Below are 7443 nucleotides of genomic sequence, written 5' to 3'. Positions count from 1 at the left end.
CTCAGTTGCACTCGGCTTAATAAATCCTCAACATTTAAGAAACTGGTTTGCTAGTTGCTGCTACTGTACCTCATAACACCCGTAAATGCTGTAAAGGCTCAAGCCTCACAGGTAAAATGAGTCAAATTGGTAGAATTTGGCATCGAATGTACCCACGCTATATCAAAAATAAAGAAGGAGAGATGAAGCGCAAGGGAAAAGAGTTTGTAGAGTTACTCACCATTTTTCCTGATAAAAAAGATGAGAAAACACAAGAATTTTTAACTTTCTTAGCAACTAGCGAGTTTACTAAACTTTGGGGAGAATAAATATGAGTATTTGGATTGTCACCACAGGTAATAGTGATATCATTCTCAAACAGGATAAAAATTGGGGAAGTTTATATAGTGAAGTTAGATATGATTTGGAATGTACAGAGTTCGCTTCACCTCCTCTGAAAGATCCCTCTAATAAAGAAGCAGGATATACAGTCCCTGCTAGAGTTTTAGGTCTAGTTTATGGTAATAAACTAGATAAATACGAGTCAGATTTAAAATTTCCGCTCCTTGATACTTATTGTCAATATTTTCTAGATAGCAAAATCAAGCCGGAAAGAATTATAATTTTGCTGACAGACCAAAGTGAAATATTTGACCAAGACTAAATTATTTACGAAAAATGTCCTTACTGGCAAGACACTTGTACACTTAAACCTCTATTAGAGTGGTATTTGCGAGAAAAGTTTAACTGTCAACTAGAATTTTTACATCTTACACCAAAAAACGCCGATAAAGGTATAGATAATTGGAATGAAACCCTTTCTTTGGTAGAAGAAGCATTCTGCAAGTTAGACTCTAATCTACTAAAACCTGTTTATGTTAGTCATCAAGCTGGAACACCAGCGATATCTTCGGCTGTACAATTTGTTAGCTTAGGCAGATTTCAGAAAGTTAAGTTTTTAGTTAGTAATGAATATTTTGATGAAAATTATGAACAGAAATCTAAATCAGAAGCTATTGAAAGCTCTAATTATCGGCGGGGGATACAGATTCAAAAAGCCAAGCAGCTAATTATCGGAGGCTTCCCTGGTGCTGCACTCAAAATATTAGAAGATATAGATAGAATAGACAAAGCTGCTATAGCTAACTTAAAGAATATTGTTGATTTTTTTAATCTCCATACTACTCTAATAGATAGCAGCCAAGATTTTGCCATTCCCCAAGCTACTCAGCGAATTGTTGATGCTCTTGATCTCATACACTTTTTCTTCAATCAAAGAAATTATCTTCAAGGGATTACTCTTCTTGCTGCTGCTCAAGAAACCTTTTTGAAGCTAGCTATTTTGTCACAAGTAGCGATGATTAATGAAACTGTAATTTTAAATGGTAGCTCTCAAAAAGTTTCTGACTCAGTAGAATGGATTCCCCGCGGTTTCTTTTTAAACAAATCTATTAATTCTCAAAGTATTAATGAGAAAAAAGGAGTTTTACAAAAATTACGGTTTCCTGTAGAGGACTTTAGATTTAATACAGATAAAGATTTTGATGTTACTAACAAAAACTTTGCTCTAATTGCCTGGTTAAAGAATATAGATAAGACTTTTGCCAAGTGGCCGTTATTATTATGGTATTGTGACTCTAATAGGAATACAGAAGATGACCTCCGTAACCAATTAATGCACAATTTGTGCGGGGTTGAAGAGAAGGAAGTAATTGATTATTTATTGGGATTTAAAAACAATCAAGTCAATGATGTTATGTCAGCTTATGTGAATCATGTTAAACAACCATTTTTGAAAGCCATTAATTATTTCCAACTTGATTACAAAAGAGAGAAGTTGAATAAGAAACTTCAAGAAATAGCAGACTCTCTTATTTAAGTGCTAAAGATGAAAGCCAATTAAGAGTGTAGAAAGAGCCGAAAATTTTGAATGCGATATGCCCATTTTCTGGAATTTCTATAGGTCTTTTGGTGATCAAATAATTTTTGTTATGGTTAAAGAGTTACTTTTTTGCTTTCTAGAATAGAAGCCCTTGCGGTGGGGTCGGTAAAAGTTGCGAATGCTTATTCTATCGTTGACCCCGCCGATGTCTTTCTGCTTAAAGGTTTCAGGGTTTTTCTGTCTATGTATTATGGTTGAATTCTGCTGTAGGTGTATACCCCGTCGCAAATGGCATCTGGACATTAAGCTGGGTAAGGGTTTAAATAAGAGGGGCCGCTTCTCTTCAAAGAAGTGGAATTAATGGAAACTTCTGTAACAAATCCAGGTATACTCTCACTAGTAGCAACCCAGCCGCTTCTCTTCAAAGAAGTGGAATTAATGGAAACCTCAAATCTTCACCGCCGGAAAGTCGGTCTTATGCCGTAGGAAGCCGCTTCTCTTCAAAGAAGTGGAATTAATGGAAACAACAGGTGCAGAAAGCTTCGCTTTTTATTTCTCCATCACTTCTCTACAGTTTGTTTTGACTTTTGGCAAAGTTATAATTCCCCTTCTTTTAAAACTGGTGCGATCGCCATACTCAGCAATGAGACGTTCCAAAAATCATATTTTGTGACAGCGATCGCCCTATATACAGATTTTATTTATATGCATCCTCTCAATCTAGATGTTTCTATGCAGACACCAATTGTCAGTTGCAAAAGTTTATTAAGTAACTTTTAAGTATTTGTATTTATGTGCTACTTAGAGAAGAACTTTATTATTTGCATACAACCCTACACCTGAAACCAAGCAGTCAATGCTACTGCCAAAGCATCCGCAGCATCATCAGGTTTGGGAATTTCATCTAAATCTAACTCCCGCGCCACTGCCTCTTGCACATCTAACTTATCAGCATTACCATAGCCTGTTAAAGCTTGCTTAATTTGAGCAGGAGTAAACTCTACGTAGGGAAGACGACGCTGCCCCAACACCAAAATGAGTATACCCCGCGCCTGTGCTACCAGGATTGTACTTGACATCCGATAAAAGAATAGTTTCTCGATCGCTACTAAATCTGGTTGAAATTCCTCCATCAGGGTATGTAAATCATCAAACAAGGTACATAGGCGCTGTCCCATTTCTACATCTGCTGACGTTTTGATTACCCCAAAATCCAGCATATTTACTGTAGTCTCTTGCACTTTGTTGGGAATTTGTGTGCAGGTAATTACCCCAAATCCTAAAGTTGCCAGTCCTGGATCTAATCCTAAAATTCGTTTTTCCATTAAATTCACTTTTACCAAGCCAGGGTATTGTTTAACTAGAAATACTGGCAATCTTCACGACTTTCTCTTAGTCTAAAGGAATTGACAAATATAATAGTTCCACGCCTGGTGTTTTAAACCAAGTGGTGTACATTTTCTGTTAATTATTGTTTGTAGCACTGCTCCAAATCAGGTATGTCAATTGGTTTTCTCAGACAAGCCCTCAACGCCCTGCAAAAGCAGTCGCGCTCTCGTACTTCCTATCGGGTTAATCAGTGGTTCAAATGGTTATCCCCTGGACTATCGGTAAAACGTTGGTTGTTGATCAGTGTTGGGGGTGTACTGCTAACGAGTTTGGGGTTAGCTATTTGGATTAAGCTGACCCCAATTTTTTGGATGATCGAGTTGTTTAAGAATTTTCTCTTAGTAATCACCAACATCTTACCCAACTATATCAGTGGGCCTTTGGTGCTGCTTGGCGGCTTGCTGTTAGTGCTTTGGGGGCAAACTCGCACTGTAAGCTCAATTACTAAGGTGCTAAGAGCAGAAGGCGGAGAAGAACTTATCGATGTCTTGCTGGCACATCATCGATTGTACCGAGGCCCGAAAATAGTGGTAATTGGTGGGGGTACGGGACTTTCTACGTTGTTGAGGGGATTGAAAACCTATAGCGCTAATATTACTGCTATTGTGACTGTAGCCGATGATGGTGGATCTTCTGGGCGATTGCGTCAAGAATTTGGAGTGCTACCACCAGGGGATATTCGCAATTGTTTGGCTGCACTAGCAGATGAAGAAAAGTTATTAACAGAATTGTTTCAATACCGCTTTCGGGCTGGAGATGGATTGACGGGTCACAGTTTTGGCAATTTGTTTTTAACGGCAATGAGCGATATTACTGGAGATTTAGAACAAGCAGTTGCAGCCAGTTCCAAAGTGCTAGCGGTACGGGGACAAGTACTACCAGCAACTCTCAGTGATGTTCGCCTTTGGGCAGAATTAGCCGATGGTCGCCGCATTGATGGGGAGTCTAGCATTCCCAAAGCTGGCGGTAAAATTGTCAAAATTGGCTGCATTCCAGCTAATCCCCCAGCAGTCCCAGCAGCTATTAAGGCACTTAAAGAAGCTGATTACATCATTATTGGCCCAGGTAGTCTTTATACTAGCCTGATTCCTAATTTACTAGTACCAGAAATTGCCGATGCGATCGCTCAAACAAATGCCCCCCGTATTTATATCTGCAATATAATGACTCAACCAGGTGAAACCGAAGGCTACACTGTTGCCGATCACATCAGAGCAATTGATGCTGCTTGTGGGCAAAGACGGCTATTCGATGCTGTGCTAATACATAAAAAATCCCCTTCGGAGCAATCACTCATCCGCTACGCCCAACAAAACTCCCATCCCGTTTTCCTGGATAGAGAAGCCGTAACTCAGCTAGGGCGAAGGATTGTTCCAGCGAATGTTTTGTATGAAGATGAAACGGGTTTTGTCCGTCACAATCCACAGAAACTAGCACAAGTGTTGTTGCGGTGGTACGGTAGAGCTCATCATGGAAGATGAGTTAATAGTCCAAAGTTCATAGTGAGCTAGCTCTTGACTCTTAACCGGAGGCAACGCAAGTCTCCGGCTTTGCTTTTGACTCTTGACTAATTATGAAAATCTTTCTTGCAGATACAGAGGCGATGTTACGCTTAGGTGTTACTCTCAGCGAATCCCTAACTCCTGGCAGTGTAATTTTACTAGAAGGTGATTTAGGTGCTGGGAAAACTACCCTAGTTCAAGGTATTGGCAAGGGTTTGGGAATCGCTGAACCTATTGTCAGTCCCACTTTTACCCTGATTAATGAGTACACGGAAGGACGCCTCCCCCTTTACCACCTAGATCTATATCGCTTAGAACCACAAGAAGTTGCAGCCCTGAATTTAGAAAGTTACTGGGAAGGTATTGAGGTCATACCAGGAATTGTGGCAGTTGAATGGGCGGAACGATTGCCCTACAAGCCAGATAGTTATCTAAGTGTGAGTTTGACTTATGAGCATGGGGGCACACGTCAAGTCGAACTTATACCATTCAATTGTGCCATTAGCGAAGTCATTGCCACGATTTAAGCTCATCTCCCGACTTAAATACGGGGGATTTCACTTTTTTGATCACAATACTAGAAAATTTCTGCAAATAGTCGAGGGAGAACTCCCCATTCGTCCTATCTGCCACTACCACGCTCACCATTGTAAATCACTAACATTGTTATTTCAACCAAAAATAAACGAAAGAATTGTTCAAGAGCAGATATTTTGCAATCAGGTTCAGTTAAAGCTAAAAACAGAGATCCAAGGTTGAATTACAATCTGGTTCTTTTAGTATTGAACCTGTAGTGATTCATAACTGAACAGTATTGATAAATATTCCGGATTAGCATCTGGTGGTTTTATTGCTGTAATCAGCAGTGAAAACCTGATTTAGATAGATGGTGGGTGAATCAAGCAAATTTAAATAAACTGTTGTTGGGTTAAATGAGAGTTTTTACAGAACTTAGTCAGCTTGGTTGAACCAGATTAGTTACCTACTATCATTCGGAGAAGCAATCTGGATTATTTAGCAGCGAAAGCTAAAAGAGAAAAGTTAAACAACAATCAAGTTCTGTATAATTCGTCTAACTTTCCTTACGCTTAGTATTCCCAAGTTAGTTCAAAATCTATCCAAAAAAATAAACTATTTAATGATTTTTTAAATTATTTTAAATAAGTTTAACTAGCAAATGATTTTTATCTTCACATCTGTAATTAGCTCTGACATCAAAAAAAATTAAAATAAAACATCTCGTATTTATACATAATTATAGTAAAAATACGAGATATTTTATCCTAAATTAGTTGAGATTAATATGCCTACGTGGATGCACTAGTTATCTCTAATAAAAGAAGCAATCGCCTTTTTTACTTGAGAACCGGAGTCGTCTCTGGTATAGTACGTAAGACCTTTATCAATGAATGCAGAGGTAGTATCTATTAACTGCTGAATAATCTCCGAACTAGTGTTATCTATTTCTTCAGTGACTTTTTGCCCTGTAAATCGGTTTTTTCGATCTTCTGGAGGTAATACAATCCGAGGATCTTTATAAGTCTCTTTTGGCTTAGGTTTAAATGTCTCATTTAAGTCAAACTGAAGCCGTAAGTAACGTTTGGAATCGTATCCACCCATGATTTGTCGGCAAATCGTACTACCAATCTCAGATGTAGGTTCCATAAAGATATTAGAAATATGTTCTACCCAGTCTAAGCCTCTCCATTTGCTTATTTGCTCATATTGATATGGTTCACCAGTTTGACCTGTGCCAATAGAAAGGATAGAAATATCTTCCAATCGCAGATTATCAAGTTTATATTTTTGCTTGATTGTTGGAGAGACTGAAGACTGACTGAGCCTCATAACTAGACTTAAAGCTGAAAGAGAGGGGTTATTAGCAGAAACTCCTCCATCAATGTGTGGGAATTCCCAATCACCAAATTTTTCTTTATCTACAGGTTTTAATTTATATGGTGGAAAAAAAGTGGGAGCTGAGGCAGAAGCGGTACATATCTCCCATAAATAACAGTCATCGTACCATCTGTCTCCTAGATCGGGATGACAATTTGTAAAAAAGGTTGTGTTACGATATAACGTATCGTAAGCAAGAATCAAGATAATAGGTTTTTCAATATCCTTTATTCTTGTGGATTTATACGCATCTTTGAGGGCACTAATAATTCCATCATGAGAATATTTAGGTGCTGAAAATACATCAAGAATTGGTTTGATGATGGACGGGAAGTTTTTATAGCGCTCTTTTCTATCTGGCGGAAAGATATCTTTAGCTCTATCTCTATACAGTTTAATCAGTTCATCACTCTCCTTTCCTATAGCAATCCCTCCTGCTAATATTGAACCAGTAGAAGTGCCAGCAATCAGGTCAAAGTATTCGTGTAAAAAGTTTCCTTTCCCCTGATTTCTTATTTCTTGTTCTACTTGTTGAAGTATTCGTGCTGCAATGACTCCACGAATACCACCACCGTCTAAAGCCAAAATTTTGAAGGACATAAGCAATTCTCCTTAATTATTTCTAGGTTCCATTACCCTGTTTAGCTCTCGAAGCTGCCTCAACCTATTGCAGTTGCTTTGATAGCAGATTATCCTTTGAAGGGAGCATCCACTTTTGGCAGAAATACTCAAATAGCTAATAAACCATTGAGATAAGCACAACGAACCGAGAGGATGTGATTGACACTTTCAACA

At 38.4% G+C, this 7443-nt stretch carries 8 protein-coding genes; 6 read left to right on the top strand and 2 right to left on the bottom strand.

The window, feature by feature from the left end; all coding sequences use genetic code 11:
* Positions 1–116: 116 nt before the first annotated feature.
* The 4 genes from V7K21_RS04530 (at position 117) to V7K21_RS04515 (ending at position 2347) form a co-directional block, all read left to right on the top strand.
* Positions 117–308, top strand: a complete 192-nt coding sequence (locus tag V7K21_RS04530; RefSeq protein ID WP_335171940.1) for a hypothetical protein — start codon at positions 117–119, stop codon at positions 306–308.
* A gap of 2 nt (positions 309–310) precedes the next feature.
* Positions 311–643, top strand: coding sequence for a hypothetical protein (locus V7K21_RS04525; protein ID WP_335171939.1), 333 nt, complete (start codon positions 311–313; stop codon positions 641–643).
* A 66-nt stretch (positions 644–709) separates the two neighbouring features.
* Positions 710–1858, top strand: a complete 1149-nt coding sequence (locus tag V7K21_RS04520; protein WP_335171936.1) for a hypothetical protein — start codon at positions 710–712, stop codon at positions 1856–1858.
* A 363-nt stretch (positions 1859–2221) separates the two neighbouring features.
* Positions 2222–2347: a hypothetical protein gene (locus V7K21_RS04515; RefSeq protein WP_335171934.1), complete on the top strand. Its 126-nt coding sequence runs from the start codon at positions 2222–2224 to the stop codon at positions 2345–2347.
* A gap of 347 nt (positions 2348–2694) precedes the next feature.
* Here the strand turns inward: V7K21_RS04515 and ruvC are convergent, their stop codons facing one another.
* Positions 2695–3186, bottom strand: a complete 492-nt coding sequence (gene ruvC, locus V7K21_RS04510; protein WP_335171932.1) for a crossover junction endodeoxyribonuclease RuvC — start codon at positions 3184–3186, stop codon at positions 2695–2697.
* Between the two features lie 174 nt (positions 3187–3360).
* Here ruvC and V7K21_RS04505 point away from each other — a divergent pair, with 174 nt between their 5' ends.
* Positions 3361–4731, top strand: a complete 1371-nt coding sequence (locus V7K21_RS04505; protein WP_335171930.1) for a gluconeogenesis factor YvcK family protein — start codon at positions 3361–3363, stop codon at positions 4729–4731.
* A 92-nt stretch (positions 4732–4823) separates the two neighbouring features.
* Positions 4824–5279, top strand: coding sequence for a tRNA (adenosine(37)-N6)-threonylcarbamoyltransferase complex ATPase subunit type 1 TsaE (gene tsaE, locus V7K21_RS04500; RefSeq protein ID WP_335171927.1), 456 nt, complete (start codon positions 4824–4826; stop codon positions 5277–5279).
* A 793-nt stretch (positions 5280–6072) separates the two neighbouring features.
* Here tsaE and V7K21_RS04495 read toward each other — a convergent pair.
* Positions 6073–7248 carry a patatin-like phospholipase family protein gene (locus tag V7K21_RS04495; RefSeq protein WP_335171924.1) on the bottom strand — a complete coding sequence of 392 codons (1176 nt, stop codon included), beginning with the start codon at positions 7246–7248 and terminating at the stop codon, positions 6073–6075.
* Between the last annotated feature and the right edge of the window lie 195 nt (positions 7249–7443).

It is taken from the genome of Nostoc sp. (assembly GCF_036919595.1).
Classification (GTDB): Bacteria; Cyanobacteriota; Cyanobacteriia; order Cyanobacteriales; family Nostocaceae; genus Nostoc.
This window is presented reverse-complemented; position numbering and strand designations above follow the sequence as displayed.

Excerpts from the sequence above, each read along its gene's own strand:
- V7K21_RS04530 (WP_335171940.1), top strand. The coding sequence starts at position 117 with ATGAGTCAAATTGGTAGAATTTGGCATCGAATGTACCCACGCTATATC.
- V7K21_RS04525 (WP_335171939.1), top strand. The coding sequence starts at position 311 with ATGAGTATTTGGATTGTCACCACAGGTAATAGTGATATCATTCTCAAA.
- V7K21_RS04515 (WP_335171934.1), top strand. The coding sequence starts at position 2,222 with ATGGAAACTTCTGTAACAAATCCAGGTATACTCTCACTAGTAGCAACC.
- ruvC (WP_335171932.1), bottom strand. The coding sequence starts at position 3,186 with ATGGAAAAACGAATTTTAGGATTAGATCCAGGACTGGCAACTTTAGGA.
- V7K21_RS04505 (WP_335171930.1), top strand. The coding sequence starts at position 3,361 with ATGTCAATTGGTTTTCTCAGACAAGCCCTCAACGCCCTGCAAAAGCAG.
- tsaE (WP_335171927.1), top strand. The coding sequence starts at position 4,824 with ATGAAAATCTTTCTTGCAGATACAGAGGCGATGTTACGCTTAGGTGTT.
- V7K21_RS04495 (WP_335171924.1), bottom strand. The coding sequence starts at position 7,248 with ATGTCCTTCAAAATTTTGGCTTTAGACGGTGGTGGTATTCGTGGAGTC.